The following is a 24600-nucleotide window of genomic DNA, read 5'->3' as shown; positions in this document are numbered from 1 at the left end:
CTCCCAGACTTTGTTGAAGCCTTCCATCCCGGCGGCGTCCACCACTTCCCGGACGAATTTGGAGCCGTCACTGTACTGGCGCATCTTCGCGTCGAGGCCGAGCAGGCTGCGGATGAATTTTTCGATCATGCCGCGATCCTTGCCGCGGGCGTTGAAGCGCTGCCGGATGGTCTTCACCGAGGGCACGATGCTGGCGTCCACGGCGTCCATGACCACGTTGGCATGGCCCTCGAGCAGGCTCATTAGCGCGGTCAGGCGGGATAGGGCGGCCTGTTCCTCCGGGTTCTGGAGTAGGTCCAGGATGGCGCCCCGGCCGGGGGCCGCGCCGGGTGCGGCGCGGTCCTTCAATGACTTCGCGGCCGCGGAGGCCCGTTCCATCAGGGAATCGACGTTGCCGAGCAGCTGGCCGCTGAGGTTTTCGATCTCGTCGAGCATGTGGTGCCGGAGCCACGGGGCGGCGGCGAACTGCACCCGGTGGGTCTGTTCGTGGAGGCAGACCCAGAGCCGGAAGTCGGCGGGGGTGACGTTCAGTTCACGTTCCACGGAGATGATGTTCGGCGCCACGAGCAGCAGGCGGCCGGCAGCGGGGGCCGTGGAGTTCTCGGCGAGCGCGGAGAAGGGGTCGTACTGGCCCAGGACCTTGCTGGAGAGAAACGCAAGGATGGCGCCGAGCTGGCTGCCGGTGATGGCGCCGCTGACGCTCGCGGCTCCGGGGTTGAGGGTGCCGCGGCCCTCGAGTATCTTTTCCATGGCCGGCCCGAGCATGACGGCGAAGCTCTGCGTGTTGGCCTTGGCCCAGGAGGCGCGGTCCACCACCAGGACCTCGGAATCGCGCAGGTCCCGGGCGGCGTCGAGGCCGGTGATGTCGTGGACGTGCGGCACGGAAATGTCCGCCATGAGCCGCAGGTTCTCAACGGCGGCGCCGATCTCGGCAGCGCTCAGGACGGGACCGGCCGGTGTCAGGCGCGCGGCCGTCGAGGCGGCCAGCTCCCAGTTGATCAGATCCTGGGCTTGGACCGGCGTGCCGCCTGTGGTCTGGCCGTACGGCTTGCTGTTTGTCTTGCCCGTGTTTGTCTTGCCCGTGTTTGTCTTGCTTGAGTATGTCTTGCCTGATGTCTCGCTCGCAGAGGACTCCATGGGGTCCATCAGATCACAGGGCCCCGACAATCCGCCTTAATTTTCGCTGACCGGCGAACCGGCCGGCGAACCCGACAGTTGAACCGGCCGGGCGCAGGTTCAGGGGGGCGCTCCGCCGGTCAGCGGCAGCCGCAGCCGGCCAGGACGGAGGCGGAGCGGTCCAGGGCAGCCTTGTTCGCGGCGCCGGGGGTCAGCCCGTTGCCCACGAAGGAGAAGACCAGCAGCCGGCCGTCGGCGTCCACGACGTACCCGCTGAGCGCGATGACCGTGTTCAACGTGCCTGTTTTGGCGCGCACCAGCCCCGCCCCGGCGGCCGTCGCGGCGTCCGTGTACCGGTCCCCCAGTGTGCCGGTGAGCCCGGCGACCGGGAAGCCGGCGAGGGCGGCGCGCAGCCTGGTGTCCGTGCCGGAGGTCATGGCCCGGACCACGTCCGTGAGTTGCCGGGCCGAGACCTGGTCGGCCGGGGCCAGGCCGGAGACATCCGCGGCCCGGAGGGCATCCGTGGAAACGCCCAGGTCCTTGACCTGCTGCAGCACGGCGGCGATGGCGTCGTCGCCGCTGCCGGGCCGGCCGGCGCCGAGCGCGGTCATCCGTCCCATCACCTCGGCGAGGTAGTTGTCCGAGGTCTGCAGCATGAGGTCCACCTGCTGCCCCACCGTGGCGGACTGGACCTCGGCCAGGACTTTCGCGTGGGCACTGTCCGGCGTGGCACCGGCCTGAACGCGGGCGACGCCCGGTGCCACGGTCAGCCCCGCGGACGCGGCAGCCGCCGTGAGCCGGGCGGCGAAGGCCTCGGCGGCGGTCATGGCGGCGTCCTGCGGGCGGGGTCCGGTGGGTTTGGCGGGATCGAACCGGGCCGAGTTCAGTGCCAGCGGATACACCGGGGCCATTTCGCCGGCGGCGACGTCCTCGGGACTCCAGGCCTGTCGGAGCGGCGGGCCGGTGAAGAGGGAGTCATCGAGCAGGACGCGCACGTTGCCGGTGGCTGCGCCCCCGCCTTCGCCGCTGCCGGCGGCGCCGTCCTGGAGGGCCCGGACGGTGGCCTGGGCGAGCGTGGCCAGCCCGGCACGGCCAAGGACCGCCCCGGGATCGGATTCGTCCGTCCCCAGGAGCACGTCTCCGCCGCCGGTCAGCACTACCGACCCGGGCGTGGGCCCTGCCAAAACCCGGGTGCTGAAGCGGTGGTCGGGGCCCATGACGCGCAGGGCCGCGCTGGCTGTGAGGAGCTTCATATTCGACGCCGGAATGCGGGCCTCGTCGGCGGACCGGTCAAAGAGCACCTGCCCCGTGGCGGCGTCCTGGACGATCCCGGTGAAGGTGCCGCCGCCGTCGGTCTTCAGGGTCTCGTTGAGCCGGTCCGCGAGGGCGGCGCCGGCGGGAACGGGTGCGGTGTCAGTGAGGGGACCGATCCCGTCTGATCCGTTGGGATCGCTCAGTGTGGCGGGGACCTGCTGCCAGGGCGGGGCTGCCCGGGATGCGTCCGGGGACCGGTCCGGGCCGAGGAAAGCCGGGGCGACGGCGATGCCGGCCGGCAGTGCCACGGCCGCCACCAGGAGGCTCTGGAGCAGCAGTACGAGGATCCCCCGACGCCTGCCGGGCACCGGCCTGGTGCCCTCGGGGCTGGTTCTCGGTTTCATGCTGCTGCCGGTCCTTATAGTCCTGAAATGTCCCCACTAGTTCCTGAAACCAGCGCCTCTCGCTATATCCTCAATAGTAGTCGGCGGCACCGACAGCCTTTATGCACGTGCCGCGCACCCCCTGAAGTCGTCAAGGAGCATTCCATGAAGCATGACGTGACTATCGAGATCCCCAAGGGATCGCGCGTCAAGTACGAAGTCGACCACGAGACCGGCCGCGTCCGCCTGGACCGCGTCCTTTTCACGTCGATGCAGTACCCCACCCACTACGGTTTCTTCGAGAACACCCTGGGCGAGGACGGAGATCCGCTGGATGCGCTGGTGCTCCTGCAGGACTTCGACCTCTACCCCGGCGTGATCGTCGAATCCCGCCCGATCGGCGTCTTCAACATGACCGACGACGGCGGCGGCGATGCCAAGGTCCTTTGCGTGCCGACCGATGCGCGCTTTGACCACATCAAGGAAATCAGCGACGTCAGCGAGTTCCTGATCAGGGAAATCGAGCACTTCTTCACCCGCTACAAGGACCTGGAGCCGGGCAAGTGGGTCAAGGCCGAGGGCTGGGGCGACCGCGCCGCCGCCGAGGCCGAGCTCGAGGCCTCCATCAAGCGCTACGTTCCGGCCGCCGGACACTAGTCGTTTCCGCACTGCAACGCGGGGTCACATACTGCCGTTCCGGAGCTCCGGAACGGGCGGTGCGCGACCCCGCGTTTTTTCATGGCGTGCGGGCGCACCGGTGAGGACCCTCGGCGTCGACCTCGCGGCGGCTGCGAAGAAGACGGCCGTGGCCGTCATCGAATGGGCCGACGGCGCGGCATACCTGGCGCATCTGTCCCTGGACGTCGGCGACGAGGAGATCGTCAGGCTCTTCGGCAGCAGCGATATGACCGGGATTGACTGTCCCCTGGGCTGGCCGGACGCCTTCCTTCCCTTCCTTGCGGGACACCTGACCTTCGACGCCGGGCCGGTGCTCGGCTACGACGGGATCGAGGGCCGCCGCCTGCTCGCCTACCGGGACACCGACCGGTTCGTCACGGCCAGAACCGGGCTGATTCCGCTCAGCGTGTCCGCCGACCGGTTGGCCCACCCGGCCATGCGGTGCGCCGTGATCCAGGCCAAGATCGCCCGGGACGCGGGGCCGCAGGCCCGGGACGGCTCCGGCCGCCTCGCCGAGGTTTATCCCGCGGCATCCCTGAAGCTCTGGGGGATCCAGGCCCGCGGCTACAAGGGGCGCGGGGCCCCCGAAGCGGAAAAGCTGTCCTCGGCGCTGGCGGACCTGACCCTGAAGACCCCCTGGCTGGACCTGGCGGGGTACCGGGATGACCTTGCCGCCTCCGATGACATGTTTGATGCCGTCATCGCCTCGCTGACGGCACGGGCCGTCAGCCTGGGGCAAACTCTGCGCCCCGGGCCCGGCGATGCCGCGGCAGCCGTGAGCGAGGGCTGGATCCATCTGCCGTCCGGGCAGCTTTCCGGGCTCGCGGGCGGCTAGCCGCCTCTGTTACGGCCCCGGTACGGCGGCCCTGCCGGCAACTTGCCCCCGAACTGCCACCGGGTAGTGTGTGATCCAGAATGTTCACGCTGACCATCAATCAAACCGACAGCCGGCGCGACGGCGACCGCGTGCCGCAGCTCCTGAAGGACCTGCGGCACATCCCGGCGCGCCTTGATTTCGACCGCTCCGTGGAGGACGAGGTCCAGGGCATCGTGGACTGTCCGCATCAGGCGGTGGAGGCGGCCATGATCGCCCTGCGCACCGGCAGCTGGTACGTGGGCATAGGAGTGGGCCCGGTGAACGAACCCCTGCCGAACCAGATCAAGGACGCCTCCGGCCACGGGCTGATCTACGCCCGGCGCGCCGTGGACCGCCTGCGGAACGGCAAGGACCGCGTCCGGGTGGCCGTGGAGGGCCCGCTGGCGGACCTCGCGGCCGAAGCCGAGGCTGTGCTGCGCCTCCTGGGCCACATTGTGCACGACCGCAGCCACGCCGAATGGCGGGTCCTGGATCTGCTCACTCCGGGAGTCCGCGGCCAGCAGAAGGCCGTCGCCGAGGAACTCGGGATCACCACGCAGGCCGTCAGCAAGGCGGTGGCCCGGTCCCAGTGGAACGAAGAACACGCCGCACGTCCGGCGGCGGCCCGGCTCCTGGGCCTCATTCTCGACGTCCGCTAGCCCGACATCCGCTAGACCGAGTTCCGCTGGCCGCTGCGGTCCGGGCTCCCGGACCGCCCGGCCGGGCGTCTAAAGGAGGCTGCGCAGCACGTGCGCGGCGCCGTCGTCGTAAACCGACTTCGTCACCTCATCGGCCGCGGCAATCACTTCCACCGGGGCCTGGCCCATGGCCACGCCGCGGCGCGCCCAGGTCAGCATCTCGATGTCGTTGCGGCCGTCGCCGACGGCGATGGTGCGGTGTGCTTCGATACTGAGCCGGCCGCGGAGGTGCTCCAGCGCGCTGGCCTTCGTGACGCCGGCGGCGGCAATGTCCAGCCACGCCGTCCAGCCCACCGAATAGGTCACGCCCGCAAGCCCGATGTGGCGGATCGCGGCGTTGAACTCCTCCGGCGTGTTCTCCGAGCTGAAGACCACCACGCGGACGGCGGTTGCCTCCAGCATGGTCTGGAAGTCGACGCCGACCGCCTCGACGCCGAAGCTGGCGTCCTGGAAGCGCTCGGTGGACAGGAAGTTGCCGGACTCGTCCTCGAGGGCGTACTTGGCCGAAGGCAGGCGCTTGCGCAGGGCGCGGAGGGCCGGACCGGGGTCGAAGGTTGCCTTGTGGATGACCTCGTAGCCGTCGGACAGTCCGGAGTCGACGCGCAGGATCACGCCGCCGTTGGAGCAGACCGCGTAACCGTTCTCGATCCCGATGTGCTCGATGACCGGCAGCGTGGCGTTGAGCGAGCGGCCCGTGGCGATCGTGACGTGGTGGCCTGCGGCCACGACGGCCTGGGCGGCCTCCCGGACGGGGACCGACATGTGGCCGTCGTGGTCCACCAGGGTGCCGTCGACGTCCAGGGCGACCATCATCTTGTCGCCAGGGCTCTTCGGGGCCGTGTTGTTCCGGGTCGCGTTGTTCCGGGTCGCGTTGTTCCGGGCGTCGGCCTTCTGGGCCGCGGTGTTCTGCGTGTTGTTCTCGTGTGTGGTGCGCCGGTCATCGTTGCCGGCGACTGAGGATTCAGTCATGGTTGTCATCTCACAAGTAGAGCAGAGACCCCCGACTGCCGCTAGGACTCAGGCCACAGCAGGGCGTGAATTTGCGGTAAACACCCACAGCCTGTCCACAGTGTGAATGTTTACCCGGCGGCGGGCAGGGGCCCGGCTGGTAGTTAGGGGTCGGTGGTTAGAGAACGGGGAAGACCGTCATGCCGCCGAGGTACTTCTGCAGGGCGGCGGGGACGTTGACGGAGCCGTCGGGGTTCTGGTGGTGTTCCAGGATGGCGACGATCCAGCGCGTGGTGGCCAGGGTTCCGTTGAGCGTGGCCACGGCCCGGGTGCCCTTGGGCGCACCGTCCTCGTTCAGGACACGCTCGCGGATGTTCAGTCGGCGGGCCTGGAAGGTGGTGCAGTTGGACGTCGAGGTCAGTTCCCGGTATGCGCCTTGGGTGGGGACCCAGGCTTCGCAGTCGTACTTCCGGGCCGCGGAATTGCCCAGGTCCCCGGCAGCGGTGTCAATCACGCGGTACGGGAGCTCGCACTTGGCCAGCATTTCCTCTTCCCACGCCAGGAGGCGGGCGTGCTCGGCAGCCGCCTCTTCAACCGTGGTGTAGATGAACATTTCCACCTTGTTGAACTGGTGGACCCGGATGATGCCGCGGGTGTCCTTGCCGTGCGAGCCGGCCTCACGGCGGTAGCAGGAGCTCTGGCCCGCGTACCGGATGGGACCGTCCGACAGGTCCAGGATCTCGTCGGCGTGGTAGCCGGCGAGGGCTACTTCGGAGGTGCCCACAAGGTAGAGGTCGTCTTCGGCGAGACGGTAGATCTCGGCGTCGTGCTTGACGTCAAAGCCGGTGCCCTGCATGGTTTCCGGGCGGACCAGGGTGGGCGTGATCATGGGGACGAACCCGGCCTCGATCGCCTGGTCCATGGCCATCTGGAGCAACGCCATTTCCAGCCGGGCGCCAACACCGCGCAGGAAGTAGAAGCGTGAACCGGATACCTTCGCCCCGCGTTCCATGTCGATGGCCCCGATCAGCTCGCCGATCTCCAGGTGGTCCCGGGGCTCGAAGTCGGGGAATTCGCGCGGCGTGCCGACGGTCTTGACAACGATGTAGTCGTCCTCGCCGCCGGCCGGGACGCCGTCCTCGATCAGGTTGGGGATGGTGCGGAGCAGCTCCTCCTGGGCGGCCTGGGCGACATCGGCCTCGGCCGATGCGGCCTTGACGGAGGCGGCAAGGACCTTGACCTCGGCGAGGAGGGCCTGCTTTTCCTCGCCCTTGGCCTGCGCAACCTTCTTGCCGAACACATTCTGTTCGGCCCGCAGGTTCTCGAACCGGATCAGCGCCGCGCGCCTGGCCGAATCCGCGGCGATGATCGCGTCCACCGCGGATTCGTCGGCGCCGCGGGCGCGCTGGCTGGCACGGAACTTGTCCGGGTTTTCGCTGAGGTCTTTTACGTCGATCACCAGACAAGAGTATCCAATCCGGCCGGCGTTCCCGGGCAGGCAGGTCACGGGGCGCTGGCGGGATACTGTTGGATCACAATGCGCGACTGGCTGCTCTACCTCGTCATCGCTGGGGTCCTGGCGTTTGCCGCCTCCAGTTGGTGGGGGGTGCGCCGGCTGAAGGCCAAGCACACCCGCAGTGCCGTGTGGGAGCAAACCCACAGCCCGGACCTGGGGCGGCAGAAGGTTGCCGCGGTCCTGAATCCCATCAAGGCCAGGTCGGCAGAGGCGCGGGCACTCATTGAAGCGGCGTGCGCCGAGGCCGGCTGGGAGCCGCCCGGCATATTTGAAACCACCGCCGAGGATCCCGGATTCTCGCAGGCGCGGGCGGCGGTGGCCAGCGGGGCCGACGTCGTCCTGGCCTGCGGCGGGGACGGTACCGTGCGCGTCGTGGCCGAGGTCCTTGCCGGGACGGACACGGCCATGGGCCTGATTCCGCTCGGCACCGGCAACCTCCTGGCCCGCAACGTGCATCTGGAGGTCAACGACCTCCAGGGCAACGTGCAGGCGGCCCTGTTCGGTCACCAGCGGTTCATCGATACGGCGCGGATGACCGTGGAGAATGCGCGGACCGGGGAGTCTGCGGAGCACACTTTCCTGGTGATCGCGGGCATGGGCATGGACGCCGAGGTGGTCAGTGATACCAATGACGGCTTGAAGAAGGCCGTGGGCTGGCTGGCGTATACGGAAGCCGGGGTGCGGCACCTCCCGGGGCGCCGCAAGAAGGTCTCGATTGGGCTGGATGACCAGCCCGAGCAGTCGCGGAAGATCCGCAGCGTGTTGTTCGCGAACTGCGGCCTGATTCCCGGGGGAATCGACTTTATCCCGCAGGCCATGATCGATGACGGGATGCTCGACGTCGTGGTGATGAGCCCGCGCAGTGCAATCGGCTGGCTGGCGATGTACACAAAGATCGTGCTGAAGCACAAGAAGGATCTGCCGGTCATGACGTACTACCGTTCCGGCAAGATCACCATCCGGTGCTCCGAACCCATGCCTACCCAGATCGACGGCGATCCTTCCGGCGAGGCCACGACGGTCACCGTCCAGGTGGCCCCGGGATCCCTGCTGGTCCGGGTCAAGGACGGGGCGGGAGGCGACTAGGCCCCCGCCGGTGAGTCTGACGGCGGCTCCCCTGAGGGGGACTAGGCGCTGGCGGCCTTCTTGGCGTCTGCGGCCTTCTTCGCATCTGCTGCAGCTTTGGCGGCCCTCGCCTCGGACTGTTCGCGGATCATTGCCTGCTCCTCTTCAAAGCGCAAACGGTCCGCGCGGTCGGCGTCATCGCCGTCCCAGTCCTGGTTGTCAGCTGTCGGCTTGGGATTAACAATCATTCCCTGGCCGTCATTGTCTGTGCTGGTTCCTGACATGACCCGCTCCCTCCGGTAGAGGACTTCCCCAATATGGATCAGGCAAGCATACGCACAGTTGGGAAGCGGTGGAAGTGCACCAGAAGGCATTTGCCTACGCTCTGGGCGAAGCCCCCGGGGTATATTCCGCTACGGCAGATGCGCCACTCAGTATGTCTCTGACCCATGCATGCGCGGCCCGGAATGCTTGATCCGAGGTGTGCGGCGCCACGATGCTGCGGTGGCCGTCCGCACGCTGGTAGGAACCGAGGAAGCGAGTGGCCGGGCTGATGCGGTGGAGTCCCGCGAGCGCGTCCGCCACCCGGGCGTCGGCCACGTGGCCGTCGGCATCAATGCTGAAGAAGTAATGGCCCAGATACTGCCCGGTGGGGCGGGATTCGATCCGGCTCAGGTTGACACCGCGGGTGGCGAACTGGTCCAGGATCTCCATCAGCGCACCGGGCCGGTCCTCGGGCAGCGGGACCACCACCGTGGTCTTGTCCGCTCCGGTGCGGGCGGGCAGTTCGCCCGGGCGGCCCACCAGCACGAACCGGGTGACGGCGCCGGGGTTGTCGCCGATGTTTTCGGCAAGAACGGACAGGCCCGGCTGCTCGTGGGCCACGATCGGGGCGCAGATCGCGGCGTCGTAATGGGCGCCGTCCGCGTCCAGCAGGCCCATGGCGGCCGCGGCGGTGGAGGACCCGGGGATGTATTCCGCGTTGGGAATATTGGCGTCCACCCAGAGCCGGCACTGGGCCCAGGCATGGCCGTGGGTGGAGACGCGCCGGATGTCCCCGATCTCCACGCCCGGCCTGGCCACGAGGACGAAGCTGATGGGCACCAGGGCCTCCCGGAGGATCCTGAGTTCCTGGCCGGTGGCGATGGCGTCGAGGGTCGCAGTGACGCCGCCTTCGACGGAGTTTTCGATCGGCACCATGGCCGCATCGGCGGAGCCATCCCGCACCTTGTCCAGCGCCGTGTTCACATTCGAGGACGGAATGCGGATGGCGTGCGCCGCGTCCGGAACCTGCATCAGGGCCGCCTCGGTGAAGGTGCCCTCTGGGCCGAGGAATGTGTACGTGACGGTTGGTGCGGGCATCGGCTTTTCCTTCTTCGGTTACAGGATGACTGGCTTGAGGCCGTTGTCGGACACGAGCGGCATGCCGGTCTCTACCCACTGGTCCATGCCGCCGGCCACGTTCAGCGCGGAATACCCCATTCCGACGAGCCATTGGGCGGCCCGGTGGGAGCGGCCGCCCGTACGGCAAATGACATAGACGTCCTCGTCCGGGTCGAGCTCCTCCAGCCGGGCCGGGAGCTGGTCCAGGGGAATGTGCAGGGCGCCCTCGGCGTGGCCCGCGACCCATTCATAGTCCTCGCGGACATCAAGGATCTTGGCATCATCGGGGATGCCAGACACGCTGACGGTGTGGAAGTCGCTCATGTTCGCCCTTTCCGCAGATTTCAAGGTCCGTTCCCAGCGTATCCCCCGCCGCTGGCCGAGCGCCCCCGCAGGCGGCACGTTACGCTTCTGGAGAGCGCAAAGGAGACCTCATGGCTGCCAAACACCCCGCGGAGCGGTCTGTCCGCGGTTCCCGCCACGGGACATGCCCTCCCCTCGCCGCCAGGGTTGGGCATAACGCCACAGTGCCCACCCGCAGCCGCCAACAATGGACATGTCCTCCCCTCGCCATGACGGCTGGCCATGTCCCCAGTCCCGCCCTTCCCCTCCACGGGACATGCCCTCCCCTCGCCACCAGGGTTGGGCATAATGCCACAGTGCCCACCCGCAGTCCCCAACAATGGACATGTCCTCCCCTCGCCGGGGCCTCCGCAGGGCACACCATGCCTGCCGAACGGTTCCGGGACGGCCTGGAGCCCCGTTTCCTTGGCTGAAATCCACGAGCTCTCTGCTGTTCAACTCCGGGATGCACTCCGTTCCGGGGAGCTCTCCGCCCGGCAAACCACCGATCATTTCCTGGACCGCATCGAAGCCCAAAACGCGCACCTCGGGGCCTTCATCACCGTCACCGCAGACCAGGCCCGGAAGGATGCCGCAGCCGCAGACCAGCTCCATGCCCTCCGAAGCCATGGCCCGAGCGACGGCGGCCTGCCGCCGCTGCACGGTATGCCGCTCGCTTTCAAGGACCTGACAGATGTGGCGGGGGTGATCACCACGCATGGGAGCGCCGCTCTGGAGCACAAACCGGCGCTGACGGACGGCGCACTCCCCGCCGCGCTCAAGACCGCGGGGGTGGTGTCACTGGGCAAGACGCAGGTCCCGGAATTTGGCCTGACAGCCTACAGCGAGAACCGGATCGCCCCGCCGTCGCGCAATCCGTATGCCCTCAGCCGCAGTTCAGGCGGATCCTCGGGCGGCAGCGCTGCCGCCGTGGCCGCGGGGATGCTGCCGTTTGCCCCCGGATCCGACGGCGGCGGGTCGGTGCGGATTCCGGCCGCCGCCTGCGGACTCGTCGGGTTGAAGCCCGGCCGCGGGCTCGTGCCGGCCGGGGAAAGCTCAGGCGATCCGGCCCAGCTTGTGGTTGCCGGCCCGCTCGCCCGTTCCGCCGCCGACGCCGCCCTGATGCTCGATGCCCTTGCGCCGGGCCCGGCGGATGCCAGCTACCTCGAATTGACCGCCCGGGAGCCGGACCGGCTGCGGATCGGCGTCAGCCTGGACAGTCCGTGGCAGACGTTTTTCCCTTTCACCCCGGACCGCGAGGCGCTCGATGCACTGACCGACGGCGTCGCGCGGCTGGAGGCGTCCGGCCACGAGACCTCGGAGGCGGCGATCCTCTATGACAACCGCTACCCGGATGCCTTCACCACTGCTTGGACCGCCGGCGTCGGCAGCGCGCGAATAGCACCCCAGCGCGAGGCGCTCCTGACCCCGCTCACCAGGACGTTCCGGCGGCGCGCGCAGCAGCGCAGTACGTCCAAGCTCAATGAATGCCTCGGGTTCCTGCGGCAATTCCAGCGGGACACGATCGCCCAGTATGCCCGCTGGGACCTCATCATGACCCCGGCCCTGGCGCAGACGCCCCGGCCGGTGGGCTGGTTCACCGGCGCGACCCACGGCGTCGGCTACTGGCCGGCCGCTGAATGGGCGGGCGACGCCGACGGCGACTACCGCAAGCAATGCGAATACGCGCCGTGGTCCTCCATGGTGAACGTCTGCGGCCTGCCGGCCATCACGATCCCGGTGCACTGGACCGGCGGCGCCCCGGGTTCAGGCCTGCCAATGGGCATTCAGCTGATCGGGCCGATGGGCTCCGAGGGGCTGCTGCTGCAGGTGGCCGCCCAGCTGGGGTTCTAGGCCGGGGTTATTCGTGTCCGTGCGAGGACGCTGACCGCGCCAGATCCCCGCCGTCGTGTACTGACCCGGTGGTGGTCCGGATCGCGATGCCGTCCAGGTTCGGCAGAGCGTGGCCGAGGCGGTGCCTGGCATCCGCGGCGATCTGTTCGGCTGCGGAGACCGGCATGTCTGCGACCTGGATGCTGGCGTTGCCCTGGAGGCGGTGGCCGATCCAGCGCAGTTGCAGCGCCGGGACGGCGTCCACGCCGGGGGTGGAGGCCAGGGCCGACCGTGCCCTGTCAAGAAGCTCCGGTTCGATGCCGTCCATCAGGCGCCGGCCGATGCTGCGGACCGTTCCCCACAACAGGATGACGATGGCGGCCGCGATCAGCAGCCCCACAATCGGGTCGGCCAGCGGGAACCCGGCCCACACCCCGATCACGCCCAGCACCACGGCAAGAGATGTGAATCCGTCCATCCGGGCGTGGACACCGTCGGCCACCAGCGCGGCGGAGCCGATCTTCCGGCCGATCCGGATCCTGTAGATGGCCACGGCTTCGTTGCCGGCGAAGCCGACCAGGCCCGCTGCCGCAACCCACCACAGGTTCTGCAGCGGCTGGGGATTCAACAGCCGGTCGATCGACTGCCATCCGGCGACGACGGCGGAGAGCGCGACGACCATAACGATGAAGAGCCCGGCCAGGTCCTCGGCCCGCCCGAAGCCGTAGGTATAACGCCGGGTCGCGGGCCGGCGGGCCAGCAGGAACGCGATCCACAGGGGCACAGCCGTCATGGCGTCGGAGAAATTATGGATCGTGTCCGCGAGGAGTGCCACCGAACCGCTCATCAGCACCACGATGAATTGAAGGACAGTGGTGCCGAGAAGCATGAAGAGGCTGATCTTCACCGCCCTGACGCCATGTTCACTCGCCTCAAGGGCGTCGTCGACAGAATCCGCGGCGTCGTGGGTGTGCGGGACGAACAATCCGTACAGGAAGCCCTTGATCCCCGTCGGATGCTCATGGGAATGGCCGTGCCCATGAGCATGGTCGTCGTGCCCGTGGCTATGGTGGGCATGATCGTGGTCATGATCGTCGTGGCCGTCGTGCCCGCGGTCATGGCCGTCGTGCCCGTGGCCATGATCGTGGTCATGGCCGTGGTCCTCGGACCCGTGATGATGGCTGCCAGCGTCCCACTGTGCGTGGACGGGCGCTGTCGCCCCTGGACGGTGGAGATCATGGGATTCGGTCACGATAAGTCCGCGCTTTCGGGGTGGTGGTGGCGGGGGGTTCCCCCCAGTGAGTGTTCGGCCTGGAAGATGGCGTCGGTAACGAGCTGGCGGGCATGCTCATTCTCCAGGCGGTAGAAGACGCGTGTTCCGTCTTGCCTGGTGGTCACCAGCCGCGCGAGGCGCATCTTTGCCAGGTGCTGGGAAACGGCCGCCGGAGATTTTTGGACGATCTCGGCCAGCTGGTTGACCGGCAGTTCGCCCTCGCGCAGGGCAAGAATAATCCGGACACGCGTCGCGTCGGCAAGCATGGCAAAAATCTCAACGGCGAGTTCGACATACTGGCTGTCCGGCTCGCGGCCGCATATCTGCTTATCTGCATCCATACGCAGATTATTTCACACTTGTTGCCCCAGGGCATCGACCAGCCGGACCCCGGTCGATGCGCCTCAGGAGTTCGCCGGCAGCACACGGGCAGCACGGCGGCGTCCGGCATTTCTCCAGGCGCCCGTGGACATGTCCGGCCGCGGTGACGGGCGTTGGACATGTTCCTGTGCCGGCCCGGGGACATGCTCCTCGTTCACGCCAGGCGTTGGACATGTCCGGCGCCTGCCCGGGGACATACTCCTCCATCGCGGCGAGACTTGGGCACAATGCCATCATGTCCACGCGCCGGTGCCAGGAATGAGCATGTCCCCCGCGGGCCGCTCAGCAGGTCCTCGGTCCTCGGACTCAGCAAATCCGCTACGGTTACCCGCGGAAGTAGCCCGCGACGTCGGCGATGATCTGCACCGAGCCGCTCGACGTATTCGTTATTTTGATGTTGCCGTCCGGCCCCACGGGAACCACGGCGAGGTCAGCGACTATCTGTCCTGGCAAGTAGAACAGGCTCGAGACTTTCGGGGTGGAGGACCCCGAGGCGAATGCGGTGAGGAGTCCGTAGGACTTGCCCGCCGTGGCCGTCACGTTAACCACCACGGCGGCCACGGTGGTGGGGATCCCCTTGACGCCGCGCACGTGGAAAGTGACCGACCCTCCCGCCGGGACGGCTCCGGAAGAGAGCCGCGTGTCCAGGAACCGGGTGGGCGCCAGGGCTCCGAAGGCGCCGGCCTGGGCCGGTTTGCCGGGCAGGTAATACCCCTCGACGTCGGCAATGACCTGCGCCGACCCGGACGATGTGTTCGAGACTGTTACCTTCCCGTCGGTCCCGACCGGGACCACGACGAGGTTGGACACGGTCTGCCCCGCCGAGTAGTTCAGAGTGGACGAGCCCGGTTTTGAGGACCCCGCGGCGTATGCGGTCAGGAAGCCGAACGACTTTGTCTCAGTCGCCGTGAGGTTCAGGACCACCGCCGAGGCGTTCGTGGGGATCCCCGATTTCCCGCCAGCCATGAAGGACACCGAGCTTCCGCCGGAAACGGCCCCGGAAGACTTCCGTGTGTCCAGCAGCCGGGCGGGCGCCACGACACTGAACGTCCCGGGCGACGACGGCGTGCCGCCATGGAAATACGCGGACACACTAACAATCAGATGCACGGAGCCTGACGAGGAGTTGGTGAGCGTCAGCCGGCCATCCGTGCCGACGGGCACCGTAGCGAGGTTCGAGACGGTCTGCCCGGCAACGTAGTTCAGATTCGAGGTCCCGGGCTTGGCCGTCCCGGAGGCATAGGCCGTGATGACCCCGTGCGACGTCGGCGACGTCACGGTCAGGTTGACCACAACGGCGGAAACGCTGGCCGGCACACCCCTTACGCCGGCTACCCGGAAGGAAACCGACCCGCCTGCGGCCACGCGTCCCGGCCAGATCCTGGTATCGAGGAATCGCGTCGGATCCATCGCTATGGCCCGTCCCGCACAGTTCGGCACAGTGAGCGCGGGGGTGGCGCCTGCGGACGCCTGGGTGTTAGCGACCGCCTGCCGGTACGCGGCCAGGTATGCCCGTCCCAGATATTCGATACCCACCCGGGAGAAGTGGGTCGTGTCCCCCGAATTCAGGGCGCAGGCCAGCGAGGGCGCGAAGCCGGTGTAGGCGACGCGGCCCGGCGTTTGGTAGTGACTCGCGTCCACGTTGGCCCTGCCCGGCGTGGCCGCGATGCCCTCCGGCGACATGCGCCCGAGGACGAACGGCAGCTTCGGCGCCGACAGCCGGTCCCGGAAGAACGCAATGAGCTGGTCCAGCTTGGCGCTGTAGGCCGAAGTGCTGACGGAGGAATTGCTCTCGCCCTGATGCCAGAGAATCCCCTTGAGCTCCACCGCATAGCCGGCCGCCTTCGCCGCCGCGAGGCCGCTCAACGTCTGCTTGACGGCCAGTGTCGGCAGGTCGTAGCCCGGGGCCGAAGCCGCACCGACGGACCAGGTCAGTGTCCCCGGCGCGCTGGTGAATCCGGTGTCGCCGTGCGCCGCCGGGATGATGAGGACCCCGACGTCGGCGGGCTGGGTCTTCAGGTATTCCCTGGCCATCGTTGTGGCGGGGGAAAGACCGCTGGGGGTGTCGTGCATGTCCAGCGGGACCGTGGCGGCCCGGAAGGTGCGGGTCTTAGCTCCGAACTGGAAGAGGCGCGGGTCTTCAACGTCTGTCGCGCCATCGATGGGAAGTCCTCGCCCGGACATGTTCGACTGCCCGACCGCGAGAAAAACATGCAGAGTGGTGATGGCCGTTGCCGCCTGCGCCGGCACGACGCCCGCCGCCATCAGGGCGAAGACTGCAAGGCTAATCAGGACGCGGTGGAGCCTCCGGGCCGTGGGCCGCGTCGAGGGCCTGCCGCCCGGGTGCCGCGGCTCCCGTAGCCCAGAGGCCGCCTTTGAGGAAGGTAATGTCCGCACCGCCGGCCGCGCCGCGTTCGGGAGACGACAAAGCTTGCCCCAACCAGCCATGGACCACACTCTTGCCGAGTCACCTTGGGGTTTTCTTGCCCCCGTCAAATGGACGCTGGCTCCGGCCGGCGGCTATCCTTCACTCAAAACCGACGAGGCCCCGAAAGAGGATCGATGAAGATCACCGGTGCAGTACTTGAGGAAATCGGCCGCCCGCGTCCCTTCGCAGAATCCCGGCCGATCAGCATCTCCGAGCTGGACCTGGCCGCTCCCGGGCCCACCGAGATCCTCGTCCGGCTGGAAGCCGCCGGGATATGCCACTCGGACCTGAGCGTCGTCGACGGCAACCGGGTCCGGCCCGTGCCCATGCTGCTGGGCCACGAGGCGGCGGGTCGGATCGTCGAGGTGGGGTCCGGCGTCGGGGATCTGCAGCCCGGCCAGCGCGTGGTCATGTCCTTCCTGCCCCGGTGCGAGAGCTGCGCGAACTGCGCCGAGGATGGCCGGCTGCCCTGCACGGCCGGCTCGAAGAGCAACAACGATGGAACCCTGCTGCACGGGTCCCGGCACTTGAGCCGTGGCGGGGAGCCCGTCCACCACCACCTGGGCGTCTCGGGATTCGCCACCCACGCCGTGGTGGACCGCGCCTCGGCCGTGCCGGTGGACGACGACATCCCGGCAGACATTGCGGCGGTCCTGGGTTGCGCCGTGCTGACCGGCGGCGGCGCCGTGCTCAACGCGGCCCGGCCCCGGCCGGAGGACAGCATCATGATCGTCGGCCTGGGCGGGGTGGGCATGGCGGCCCTCATCACCGCCGTCTCCCAGGGAATCTCCCGGATCATCGCCGTGGACACGTTGGAGCAGAAACTCGACCACGCCCGCCGCCTCGGCGCCCACGAAACGTACACGCCGCAGCAGGTCCTCGACCGCGGGGTCAAAGCCAGGTTCGTGATCGAGTGCGCCGGCAATCCGCGCGCCTTCGAAACCGCCTTCGCCGCCACCTCCCCCGGCGGCACCACCGTGACGGCCGGGCTGCCCTCCCCCGACGCCCGCGCCCAGCTGGCGCCTCTGACTATCACCGCAGAGGCAAGGACGATCGTGGGCAGCTACTTGGGCTCCGCCGTCCCGTCGCGGGACATCCCGAGATACGCCCAGCTGTGGCGGGACGGGAAGCTGCCGGTCGAGGAGTTGATCTCGGACCGCATCGCCCTGGCCGATATCAACCGGGCCATGGACCAGCTGGCAGACGGGCACGCCATCCGGCAGATCATCATGTTCGATGCCGGCGGTCCCGCCTGACGGCCGGCTCCGGGACAAGCCGGAATCCCTGACCGGAACCCTTGACCGGAAGGGGGTTTCGGGGCGGCGGCCGCACGACTGAGCCGCGGGAAAATAGGGGCGAAACACCGCCGGGGTTACTTGCCCCGGGGCGCCGCGAATGTGACAATCGCGCGTCATAATGTCAGCATTAAGTAAATGAGCACAACTCATTTAGACACTCGCCCCGCTACAACGCCGGGCGATACCTCGTTTTTTGGCCACCCAAAGATGCTGGCCAGCCTCTTCTCCGTAGAAATGTGGGAGCGCTTCTCCTTCTACGGCATGCAGGGAATCCTGCTCTACTACATGTACTTCTCGGTCGAGAAGGGCGGCCTCGGGATTGAGCAGGGCCTGGCCGCCAGCCTCGTCGGCGCGTACGGCGGCGGCGTCTACCTCTCCACGATCCTGGGCGCGTGGCTCGCTGACCGGCTGTTCGGCTCCGAGAAGGTGTTGTTCGGCGCGGCCATCATGATCATGGGCGGCCACGTCGCGCTGGCCCTCGTGCCCGGCGTCCCCGGCCTGATCGCCGGTCTGGTGCTGGTGGGCGTCGGTTCCGGCGGGCTTAAGGCCAATGCCACCGCCCTTGTCGGCAGCCTGTACGGCGAGAAGGACGAACGCCGCGATGCCGGGTTCTCCATCTTCTACATGGGCATCAACGCCGGCGCGCTGATCGGCCCCCTCGTCACCGGCTGGCTGCAGGAAAGCCAAGGCTTCCACTGGGGCTTCGGCGCTGCCGCCGTCGGTATGGCCGTGGGCCTGACCGTCTACGCGCTGGGACGCAAAAAGCTCCCCGCGCAGACCCAGCGGGTCGCGCATCCCCTGCCGGCTGCGCAGCGCAAGAATTACGGACTGATCTTCGTCGGCCTCGCCGCGGTCATCGCCGCGCTGTTCATCTCGGGCACCGTGAATGCCGAGAACCTGGCCTCGTCCATGGCCTACGCCGCCATCGGCGCGTCGGTGGTCTATTTCACCCTGATCTTCCGGAGCAAGAAGGTCACCGCCACCGAACGCGGACGCGTGGCAGCGTTCATCCCGCTGTACATCGCCTCGGCCGCGTTCTGGGCCCTGTTCCAGCAGCAGTTCACTTTCATCGCCGTCTACTCGGAGGAGAAGCTGGACCGCAACTTCTTCGGCTGGGAAATGCCTGCCGCCTGGGTCCAGTCCATCAACCCGGTGTTCATCATCATCTTCGCCGGCGTCATGGCGGCCCTGTGGACACGGCTCGGCCGCAAGCAGCCGGGGTCGGCGCTGAAGTTCTCCATCGGCCTGTTCGTGATGGGCCTGGCCTTCCTGGCCTTCATTCCGCTCTCCGGCGACGGCAAGACTCCGCTGCTGGCTCTGGCGGGAATCCTGCTGCTGTTCACGCTGGCGGAATTGTTCCTGTCCCCCATCGGGCTGTCCGTCACCACCAAGCTGGCGCCGAAGGCCTTCCACACCCAGATGGTGGCGCTGTTCTTCCTGTCCGTGTCCCTGGGCACCACGCTGGCCGGCATCCTGTCCGGCCTGTACAACCCGAATGACGAGCTGCCGTACTTCATCGGTGTGGGCGGGACCGCCATCCTGCTGGCCGTCGGCATGGCAGCTGCCTCGCCGGCCATCAAGAAGCTCATGGGCGGCGTACGCTGACCCGATGAGCCCCGCACATCGCGTCCCGGTTGCAGCGCGCGTCTACATCCCCGCCCCAGGCGAGGCGTCCGACGTCGAACTCATGCCGGCGGGCGATGTCACCGACGGTGTGGTGCGGGTTGGCGGAACCATCCGCCGCCCGCACCAGCCGCAGTCCCTGGCCGTGGCCGGGTACCTCGACTGGCTGGAAGACGCCGGCTTTGAGGGCTCTCCCCGGTTTCTGGGCCGGGACGATCAGGGCCGGGACGTCCTGACCTTCGTGCCCGGCCAATGCGCCGGGGCCCTGCCGGAAGCCTGGGCACAGTCCGCGGACCTTCTGGCCTCGGTGGGCCGCCTGGTGCGGCGGCTCCACACGGCGTCGGCGGGCTACGTGCCGCGGGAGCATCCGTTTACGCGCAGGCCGTTTCCGCGCAGTCCGGTCCGACCGAACCCCACTGACGCTTCCGGGCTCGTCTGCCATCTGGACGTGACGCCGCAGAACGTGGTGGTCCGGGACGGCCTGGCCGTCGGTTTGGTGGATTTCGATCTCGCCGGACCGTCCACGGCCTTCCACGATTCGCTTAACACCGCCATGCACTGGGTACCGCTCCGCGACCCGTCCGACGCCTGGCCCGGCTGGGAGGACCAGGATCCGTTCCGCAGGCTGCGCGTCTTTGCCGACGCCTACGGCTGGTCCGAGGAGGAACGACGCCGGGTGCCAGGTGCCGGGATCGACGCCGCGGAGCTGAGCTACGAGCGGATGCGGCACAACGCCGCGACGCTGGGCGGCGGCTGGGCCCGGATGTGGCAGGACGGCGTGGGCGCGCTCATCAATCGGCGGCAGGGCTGGCTTGAGGCCAATGGCCGGCCGCTGGTGGCCGCGCTGACACGCTGAGCCTCCGGCGGCAGCCGCGGCACCGGCCCGGGCACGCGCAACCGGCGCGGGACGCCGTCCCTAGACTCCGTAGCCGCGACTGCGCGCACTGCCGATGACCAGTCCGAAGATGACCATCACCAGCACCGTGACGGCGATCGCCACGTACCCCATCACGAGACCGGCGATCGCCATGCCCCGGCCCGCCGGTTCGCGCCGCAGGGCCAGGTGTCCCAGGATGACCGCAGCCAGCTGGGGCAGCAGGAAGAACCCGAATCCCACCAGTGCGGCGATGCCGCAGCACATGCTGGCGATGCTCAGGCCTTTCGGCGCTGCCGGCACGCTGTAGTAGGCAGGCTGGCCGTAGGCGTTCGCGCTGCCCGGCTGGGCGTACGGCGACTGTTGGTCGTACTGCCGCGCGGGCTGACCGTAAGCCGGCTGGCCGGGCGGGTACGGCGTCGTGCCGGACTGGCCGTAGATCGGCGGGTACGGGCTGGAGAACTGGCCGTGATCCTGTGCGGGCTGGCCGTAGTGCTCCTGCCCGGGCTGCCGGGCTGCGGAGGGCTCTTGCGGGTAGGCCGGCTGTTGCGGCGGCTCGGGCTGCGCGAACTGGTGCGTCGCCGGTTGGCCGGGCTCGTGGCTGCCGGAGTCCTGGCTGACGGGGGCTACCTGCTGCGGCGGAACGCCCGGCTGGTGCTCCGGAAGACGCAGCGTGGGCTGATAGCCCTCGGGCATCCCCTCTTTGCCTTGCCCGTCTTTGCTCTCGTTTTTGCTCTCGTTTTTGCTCTCGTTTTTTCCAGGTTGTGGCTGTTCAGTCATCGAATGTCCCCTCCGAGAAGTCTCTTGATCCAGCGTACCGCCGCACCCTTACATCGGGGCGGGCCCCTTCGGCGGCTTTTTGTTGCGTCACAGGGGCGGCTTTGACGCGAAACCGTGTTGCACCCCGCCGTCGTCTGGCATGCTGGTGCCATGGCTAGCCGCGCGGGCACAGTTGCCCAACCCCAAGACCTTGTTGACCTCACTGCGCTTCTGGATGCGTACTACGACGTTTCGCCGGATCTCACAGACCCGGGCCAGCGGGTGGCCTTCGGCACCTCCGGGCACCGTGGTTCGAGCCTGAAGGCGTCCTTCAACGAACCCCATATACTCGCCATCACACAGGCGATCGTGGAATACCGGGCGGGCCAGGGCATTACCGGGCCCCTCTACATGGCGAAGGACACCCACGGGCTGAGCGAACCGGCCCAAAACTCCGCCCTCGAGGTGCTGGCCGCCAACGGCGTGCACGTCCTCATCGATGCCCGCCACGGCTACACACCCACCCCTGCCCTGAGTCACGCCATCCTCACGCACAACCGCAACGCCGGCCCGGGCGCACCGCAGGCCGACGGGATTGTGGTGACCCCCAGCCACAACCCTCCCGGCGACGGCGGATTCAAGTACAACCCCCCCCACGGCGGCCCCGCGGACACCGACGCCACCGGCTGGATCGCCAACCGCGCCAACGAGCTCCTGGAAAACGGCCTGCGTGGCGTGAAGCGGATCCCCGTGGCCGACGCCCTTGCCGCCGGGACCACCGGAAAGTTCGACTTCCTCAGCAGCTACGTGGATGACCTCCCCTCCGTCCTGGACCTCAACGCCATCCGTGACGCCGGCGTCCGGATCGGCGCGGACCCCATGGGCGGGGCGTCGGTGGACTACTGGGGCGAGATCGCCGAACGCCACCACCTGAACCTCACGGTGGTGAACCCGACCGTTGACCCGCAGTGGGCCTTCATGACCCTGGACTGGGACGAGAAGATCCGGATGGACTGCTCCTCCCCGTTCGCGATGGCGTCGCTGATCGGCCGGATGTCCGACGGGGCGAAGTTCGACGTCGCCACCGGCAACGACGCCGACGCCGACCGCCACGGGATCGTCACACCGTTTGTTGACGGTCAGGGCGGCCTGATGAACCCGAACCACTACCTCGCCGTTGCCATCGACTACCTGTACCGGCACCGCACCGGCTGGAACCCGCAGTCCGTGATCGGCAAGACCCTCGTGTCCTCCTCGATGATCGACCGCGTGGCCGCGAGCCTGGGCCGCAAGCTCGTGGAGGTTCCCGTGGGCTTCAAGTGGTTCGTTCCGGGCCTGCTGTCCGGCGAAGGGGCCTTCGGCGGCGAGGAATCCGCGGGCGCGTCCTTCAATAAGATGGACGGCAGTGTCTGGACCACCGACAAGGACGGGATCCTGCTGGCCCTGCTGGCCTCGGAGATCACGGCCGTCACCGGCAAGTCGCCGTCGCAGCTCTACAAGGGCCTCACGGACCAGTTCGGCGACCCCGTCTATGCCCGGATCGATGCCGCCGCCACGCGCGAACAGAAGGCCGCACTGGGCAAGCTGTCGTCGTCGGACGTCACCGCCACCGAACTCGCCGGCGAAACGATCACCGCCAAACTGACCGAGGCGCCGGGCAACGGCGCGGCGATCGGCGGCCTGAAGGTGGTCACTGAAAACGCCTGGTTCGCGGCCCGGCCCTCCGGCACGGAGGACGTGTACAAGATCTACGCCGAGTCCTTCAAGGGCGCCGAGCACCTCAAGCAGGTCCAGGCCGAGGCGAAGGCCCTGGTGGACGGCGTTATTTCGTAGTTCCGCCGACCGCGGCCACCACGGCGCGGTCCCTGCCAAGCGTCTTCGCCTGGTAGAGGGCCGCGTCGGCCGAGACCACTACAGCGTCGAGGCCGCCCGGTCCGGCGTCGGTGGATGCAATTCCGTAGCTCACTGTCGGCAGCCGGGGAATGACTTCCGAGCCGGATTCCTGAAGCCGGAGGCTGATGTCGGAGGTGATTTCCTGGGCCTGTTCCGGCGTGACGCCCGGGAGCAGGAGGATGAATTCCTCGCCGCCGTAGCGGCCTACGAGATCGGTGGAACGGACGGTGCCGGTGCAGGCTCCGGCGAACGCCTGCAGGGCGGAGTCCCCGGCCGAGTGGCCGAACTGGTCGTTGATCCCCTTGAAGTGGTCCAGGTCCGCGAGGATCAGCGAGGCCGTGGTTCCGGTGCGGCGCAACCGGCGCAGTTCGTTGCCCGCGAGGTCCAGGAACGCTGAGCGGTTCAGCAGGCCGGTGAGGCCGTCCACTGTGGCGCGTGCCCGGAGGTCGCGGGTCTGTTGTTCGTAGCTCAGCTCGGCCATCGTGAACGAGGCCACCACCAGCGTGACCGTCGAGAACACGGTCATGGGCGCCGAACCGAAGAACGATGTGAAAACCGCCCCGCCCGGCCCGTCCGTCAAAAAGGCGATGAGGCGGCCCACGTAGAAGATGGCCAGGATGCCGGCGCCCACGGCGAGGGGCCGGTGCACGCGCGAGTAGTCACGCTCAAGCAGGAACAGCTCCCGGGATCCCATGCCGATCAGCACGGCCATCAAGGCCAGGTACACCGGGCCACCCGCCCAGATGTTGGTGGCCGGGTGGTCGAGCACCGACACGACGCCGACGACGCCGGGGCCGGCCGCGAGCCGCCAGGGCCGGGGTGAGGGGGCCCGCAGCGAGCGGGCGCCGGCCCAGATGCTGGCCGCGCCGGCGACCAGCAGGACGTTGCCGGCGGGGTTGGACCAGGCCTGGTACACCGTGCCGTCCAGCAGGTACGCGGCGTTGCCGACGAGGAACAGCAGGAGGGCCATGCACCACCAGCCGCTGTAGGCGGAGCGGGTGCGCCGGAAGGTAATGAAGTAGAAGAGCATGAGCAGCGTGAGGTCGACCAGCGCCAAGGCAACCCGCAGTGTGGCGGTGTCAAGCATCATCTAGTGGCCCCCCGGTCCGCTGTAATTTGCCCGCAATGCGTCACTTCACCGTCGAATAACCGCCGAAGTTGACCCAAGTATGGCACCCGGCGACGGGAAAGCCTCGTGGTGGCCACGATGTGACGTGCGGATTCTTGTTGCCGCTGCCGTTCCGGGTCCTAGGCCAGGCTTTCGGTCCACAGCTTGAGGATCCGCCGGGTGGAGTGCCCGCCGCCGGGCGCCATGTCCACAAGCGCTATCCGGTCCAGTGCGACGGCGTCGCCCTCGCGGAGCCGTTTGTCGCCGTGGTGGGAGACATGCGGGCGGTACCCTGCCAGGGTGTAGGCGGGTGTAGGGATCCTGCCGGGCAGCTGCTCCACGATCCCGACCAGGGCATTGTGCAGGGCCTGCAGGTGCTCGTTGGGTTCAATCAGGTTGACCGGGATGGACCCTGCCCGCCCGAACCGCGCTTCCCCGCCCACCCTCACCCGGCAGCCCAGGGCCGCGGCCACGGGGTCCGCCATGAGCGCGGAGATCTTCGCGGCGAGCGGATCGCCGGAGCCGGGTGGCGTTTCGATTTGTGCGCCGGCCGCTGCCTGGGGTTCGACGACGTCGAACTTCACCAAGGTGATGTGCAGCGGCCAGTCGTCACGGGGAAACTCGAGTCCCTCGACGACCGGTTCCACGAAGGCCACCGCGATCAGGTTCCGCATGGGAAAAGTGTGCCATGCCCGGCGGCCGGAGCGGCGCCCGAGCCCTGACCGGGGTCGGCGACGTCGCGAACGCCCCGCGCCGTGGGCTGCAGTGCGGACTAAAATGGGAAGTGGCCCCGGATGCAGGCCGTGCGCTGAACCGCAGAAATGCGTCCCGTGTGCCTCCGGCCTGTCCCCCATGGTGCCGGAGGCACCTCCGCGGGACAGTGCCGGAGGC

General features: G+C 68.3%; 22 protein-coding genes. 9 read left to right on the top strand and 13 right to left on the bottom strand.

The window, feature by feature from the left end; genetic code table 11:
* Together AC1DBQ_RS11525 and dacB are read right to left on the bottom strand one after the other, a co-directional pair.
* Window positions 1-1146 (bottom strand): zinc-dependent metalloprotease (locus AC1DBQ_RS11525; RefSeq protein ID WP_476928625.1); only part of this gene is annotated, 1146 nt, incomplete at its 3' end.
* A gap of 110 nt (window positions 1147-1256) precedes the next feature.
* Window positions 1257-2774 carry a D-alanyl-D-alanine carboxypeptidase/D-alanyl-D-alanine endopeptidase gene (gene dacB / locus AC1DBQ_RS11520; RefSeq protein WP_476928624.1) on the bottom strand — a complete coding sequence of 506 codons (1518 nt, stop codon included), beginning with the start codon at window positions 2772-2774 and terminating at the stop codon, window positions 1257-1259.
* 144 nt (window positions 2775-2918) lie between these two features.
* On the opposite strand from dacB, the gene AC1DBQ_RS11515 reads away from it, so the two are divergent.
* From AC1DBQ_RS11515 to AC1DBQ_RS11505, 3 genes are all read left to right on the top strand, one after another.
* Window positions 2919-3410: an inorganic diphosphatase gene (locus tag AC1DBQ_RS11515; protein WP_091255519.1), complete on the top strand. Its 492-nt coding sequence runs from the start codon at window positions 2919-2921 to the stop codon at window positions 3408-3410.
* A 100-nt stretch (window positions 3411-3510) separates the two neighbouring features.
* Window positions 3511-4266: a DUF429 domain-containing protein gene (locus tag AC1DBQ_RS11510; protein WP_476928623.1), complete on the top strand. Its 756-nt coding sequence runs from the start codon at window positions 3511-3513 to the stop codon at window positions 4264-4266.
* Between the two features lie 80 nt (window positions 4267-4346).
* Window positions 4347-4946, top strand: a complete 600-nt coding sequence (locus AC1DBQ_RS11505) for a hypothetical protein (RefSeq protein WP_476928622.1) — start codon at window positions 4347-4349, stop codon at window positions 4944-4946.
* Window positions 4947-5015: 69 nt separating this feature from the next.
* On the opposite strand, the gene AC1DBQ_RS11500 is transcribed toward AC1DBQ_RS11505, so the two are convergent.
* Together AC1DBQ_RS11500 and serS are read right to left on the bottom strand one after the other, a co-directional pair.
* Entirely contained in the window at window positions 5016-5963 is a 948-nt protein-coding gene (locus AC1DBQ_RS11500) for an HAD family hydrolase (RefSeq protein WP_476928621.1), read from the bottom strand.
* 148 nt (window positions 5964-6111) lie between these two features.
* Window positions 6112-7392, bottom strand: coding sequence for a serine--tRNA ligase (gene serS, locus AC1DBQ_RS11495; protein WP_344361519.1), 1281 nt, complete (start codon window positions 7390-7392; stop codon window positions 6112-6114).
* A 78-nt stretch (window positions 7393-7470) separates the two neighbouring features.
* Here serS and AC1DBQ_RS11490 point away from each other — a divergent pair, with 78 nt between their 5' ends.
* Window positions 7471-8535 carry a diacylglycerol/lipid kinase family protein gene (locus tag AC1DBQ_RS11490; protein WP_476928620.1) on the top strand — a complete coding sequence of 355 codons (1065 nt, stop codon included), beginning with the start codon at window positions 7471-7473 and terminating at the stop codon, window positions 8533-8535.
* A gap of 41 nt (window positions 8536-8576) precedes the next feature.
* On the opposite strand, the gene AC1DBQ_RS11485 is transcribed toward AC1DBQ_RS11490, so the two are convergent.
* From AC1DBQ_RS11485 to AC1DBQ_RS11475, 3 genes are all read right to left on the bottom strand, one after another.
* Window positions 8577-8798: a hypothetical protein gene (locus AC1DBQ_RS11485; protein WP_091255530.1), complete on the bottom strand. Its 222-nt coding sequence runs from the start codon at window positions 8796-8798 to the stop codon at window positions 8577-8579.
* Between the two features lie 94 nt (window positions 8799-8892).
* Window positions 8893-9876, bottom strand: coding sequence for a prephenate dehydratase (gene pheA, locus AC1DBQ_RS11480; RefSeq protein ID WP_476928619.1), 984 nt, complete (start codon window positions 9874-9876; stop codon window positions 8893-8895).
* Between the two features lie 18 nt (window positions 9877-9894).
* The gene (locus AC1DBQ_RS11475) at window positions 9895-10221 is read right to left on the bottom strand and encodes a rhodanese-like domain-containing protein (protein ID WP_091255534.1); all 327 of its coding nucleotides are present in this window, start codon (window positions 10219-10221) and stop codon (window positions 9895-9897) included.
* A 444-nt stretch (window positions 10222-10665) separates the two neighbouring features.
* Here AC1DBQ_RS11475 and AC1DBQ_RS11470 point away from each other — a divergent pair, with 444 nt between their 5' ends.
* Complete coding sequence (locus AC1DBQ_RS11470; RefSeq protein ID WP_476928618.1) at window positions 10666-12093, top strand: amidase; 1428 nt, start codon at window positions 10666-10668, stop codon at window positions 12091-12093.
* 7 nt (window positions 12094-12100) lie between these two features.
* Here AC1DBQ_RS11470 and AC1DBQ_RS11465 read toward each other — a convergent pair whose 3' ends face one another.
* From AC1DBQ_RS11465 to AC1DBQ_RS11455, 3 genes are all read right to left on the bottom strand, one after another.
* Window positions 12101-13057 carry a cation diffusion facilitator family transporter gene (locus AC1DBQ_RS11465; RefSeq protein WP_476928626.1) on the bottom strand — a complete coding sequence of 319 codons (957 nt, stop codon included), beginning with the start codon at window positions 13055-13057 and terminating at the stop codon, window positions 12101-12103.
* Between the two features lie 263 nt (window positions 13058-13320).
* Entirely contained in the window at window positions 13321-13686 is a 366-nt protein-coding gene (locus AC1DBQ_RS11460; RefSeq protein WP_476928617.1) for an ArsR/SmtB family transcription factor, read from the bottom strand.
* A gap of 364 nt (window positions 13687-14050) precedes the next feature.
* On the bottom strand, window positions 14051-15991 hold the full coding sequence (locus AC1DBQ_RS11455) for a sialate O-acetylesterase (protein WP_476928616.1): 1941 nt from the start codon (window positions 15989-15991) through the stop codon (window positions 14051-14053).
* A gap of 297 nt (window positions 15992-16288) precedes the next feature.
* Here AC1DBQ_RS11455 and AC1DBQ_RS11450 point away from each other — a divergent pair, with 297 nt between their 5' ends.
* From AC1DBQ_RS11450 to AC1DBQ_RS11440, 3 genes are all read left to right on the top strand, one after another.
* Complete coding sequence (locus AC1DBQ_RS11450; RefSeq protein WP_476928615.1) at window positions 16289-17410, top strand: alcohol dehydrogenase catalytic domain-containing protein; 1122 nt, start codon at window positions 16289-16291, stop codon at window positions 17408-17410.
* Between the two features lie 177 nt (window positions 17411-17587).
* Complete coding sequence (locus AC1DBQ_RS11445) at window positions 17588-19057, top strand: peptide MFS transporter (RefSeq protein ID WP_476928614.1); 1470 nt, start codon at window positions 17588-17590, stop codon at window positions 19055-19057.
* Between the two features lie 4 nt (window positions 19058-19061).
* Window positions 19062-19931: a phosphotransferase gene (locus AC1DBQ_RS11440; protein WP_476928613.1), complete on the top strand. Its 870-nt coding sequence runs from the start codon at window positions 19062-19064 to the stop codon at window positions 19929-19931.
* A gap of 60 nt (window positions 19932-19991) precedes the next feature.
* On the opposite strand, the gene AC1DBQ_RS11435 is transcribed toward AC1DBQ_RS11440, so the two are convergent.
* Window positions 19992-20645 carry a DUF4190 domain-containing protein gene (locus AC1DBQ_RS11435; RefSeq protein ID WP_476928612.1) on the bottom strand — a complete coding sequence of 218 codons (654 nt, stop codon included), beginning with the start codon at window positions 20643-20645 and terminating at the stop codon, window positions 19992-19994.
* A 234-nt stretch (window positions 20646-20879) separates the two neighbouring features.
* Between AC1DBQ_RS11435 and pgm the strand changes: the two genes are divergently transcribed.
* Window positions 20880-22541 (top strand): phosphoglucomutase (alpha-D-glucose-1,6-bisphosphate-dependent), encoded by a 1662-nt coding sequence (gene pgm / locus AC1DBQ_RS11430; RefSeq protein WP_091255548.1) that lies wholly within the window; start codon window positions 20880-20882, stop codon window positions 22539-22541.
* Here pgm and AC1DBQ_RS11425 read toward each other — a convergent pair.
* Together AC1DBQ_RS11425 and AC1DBQ_RS11420 are read right to left on the bottom strand one after the other, a co-directional pair.
* Complete coding sequence (locus AC1DBQ_RS11425) at window positions 22531-23691, bottom strand: GGDEF domain-containing protein (protein WP_476928611.1); 1161 nt, start codon at window positions 23689-23691, stop codon at window positions 22531-22533. The two genes, pgm and AC1DBQ_RS11425, sit on opposite strands and share 11 nt — an antisense overlap.
* 158 nt (window positions 23692-23849) lie before the next feature.
* On the bottom strand, window positions 23850-24383 hold the full coding sequence (locus tag AC1DBQ_RS11420) for a 2'-5' RNA ligase family protein (RefSeq protein ID WP_476928610.1): 534 nt from the start codon (window positions 24381-24383) through the stop codon (window positions 23850-23852).
* Window positions 24384-24600: the final 217 nt, after the last annotated feature.

The organism is Arthrobacter sp. 10T413_2, from assembly GCF_056394205.1.
Note: the sequence above shows the minus strand (reverse complement) of the source record. Positions and strands in the feature narration are given on the sequence as shown.

Excerpts from the sequence above, each read along its gene's own strand:
- AC1DBQ_RS11440 (WP_476928613.1), top strand. The coding sequence starts at position 19,062 with ATGAGCCCCGCACATCGCGTCCCGGTTGCAGCGCGCGTCTACATCCCC.
- AC1DBQ_RS11425 (WP_476928611.1), bottom strand. The coding sequence starts at position 23,691 with ATGATGCTTGACACCGCCACACTGCGGGTTGCCTTGGCGCTGGTCGAC.
- AC1DBQ_RS11435 (WP_476928612.1), bottom strand. The coding sequence starts at position 20,645 with ATGCCCGAGGGCTATCAGCCCACGCTGCGTCTTCCGGAGCACCAGCCG.
- dacB (WP_476928624.1), bottom strand. The coding sequence starts at position 2,774 with ATGAAACCGAGAACCAGCCCCGAGGGCACCAGGCCGGTGCCCGGCAGG.
- AC1DBQ_RS11420 (WP_476928610.1), bottom strand. The coding sequence starts at position 24,383 with ATGCGGAACCTGATCGCGGTGGCCTTCGTGGAACCGGTCGTCGAGGGA.
- AC1DBQ_RS11490 (WP_476928620.1), top strand. The coding sequence starts at position 7,471 with ATGCGCGACTGGCTGCTCTACCTCGTCATCGCTGGGGTCCTGGCGTTT.
- AC1DBQ_RS11455 (WP_476928616.1), bottom strand. The coding sequence starts at position 15,991 with ATGGCGGCGGGCGTCGTGCCGGCGCAGGCGGCAACGGCCATCACCACT.
- pgm (WP_091255548.1), top strand. The coding sequence starts at position 20,880 with ATGGCTAGCCGCGCGGGCACAGTTGCCCAACCCCAAGACCTTGTTGAC.
- AC1DBQ_RS11500 (WP_476928621.1), bottom strand. The coding sequence starts at position 5,963 with ATGACAACCATGACTGAATCCTCAGTCGCCGGCAACGATGACCGGCGC.
- AC1DBQ_RS11475 (WP_091255534.1), bottom strand. The coding sequence starts at position 10,221 with ATGAGCGACTTCCACACCGTCAGCGTGTCTGGCATCCCCGATGATGCC.
- AC1DBQ_RS11450 (WP_476928615.1), top strand. The coding sequence starts at position 16,289 with ATGAAGATCACCGGTGCAGTACTTGAGGAAATCGGCCGCCCGCGTCCC.
- AC1DBQ_RS11445 (WP_476928614.1), top strand. The coding sequence starts at position 17,588 with ATGAGCACAACTCATTTAGACACTCGCCCCGCTACAACGCCGGGCGAT.
- AC1DBQ_RS11460 (WP_476928617.1), bottom strand. The coding sequence starts at position 13,686 with ATGGATGCAGATAAGCAGATATGCGGCCGCGAGCCGGACAGCCAGTAT.
- AC1DBQ_RS11505 (WP_476928622.1), top strand. The coding sequence starts at position 4,347 with ATGTTCACGCTGACCATCAATCAAACCGACAGCCGGCGCGACGGCGAC.
- AC1DBQ_RS11485 (WP_091255530.1), bottom strand. The coding sequence starts at position 8,798 with ATGTCAGGAACCAGCACAGACAATGACGGCCAGGGAATGATTGTTAAT.
- pheA (WP_476928619.1), bottom strand. The coding sequence starts at position 9,876 with ATGCCCGCACCAACCGTCACGTACACATTCCTCGGCCCAGAGGGCACC.
- AC1DBQ_RS11515 (WP_091255519.1), top strand. The coding sequence starts at position 2,919 with ATGAAGCATGACGTGACTATCGAGATCCCCAAGGGATCGCGCGTCAAG.